The following is a 288-nucleotide window of genomic DNA, read 5'->3' as shown; positions in this document are numbered from 1 at the left end:
ACCAGCACCGCAGGGGTGACGCTCTTCTACAACGACAAGCTCTTCTGCGGCTTGGCCATCGGGCCCGGGCAACTCCATGCGTACCGGATCGGTCAGGAGGAGCGGTGGCCGCCGGGAGCCAAGATCGACGCGACGCGATTGCACATCCGCGCGGTGAACGACGAAAACGTCGTGACGTTCTTCTACAGCCGCGACGGCCGGAACTGGACCAAGGATCGATCGGTGGAGGTAGCCGGGTACAATCATAACGTCGCCGACGGTTTCCTCAGCCTCAGGCCGGGCGTGTTC

At 63.5% G+C, this 288-nt stretch carries 1 protein-coding gene; it reads left to right on the top strand.

Features of this window, described 5'->3' with window-relative positions:
- A partial coding sequence (locus tag AC0IYH_RS30975; protein WP_471838015.1) for a hypothetical protein occupies nt 1-288 on the top strand: 288 nt, incomplete at both ends.

This window comes from Pseudomonas sp. AC463 (genome assembly GCF_979253585.1).
Note: the sequence above shows the minus strand (reverse complement) of the source record. Positions and strands in the feature narration are given on the sequence as shown.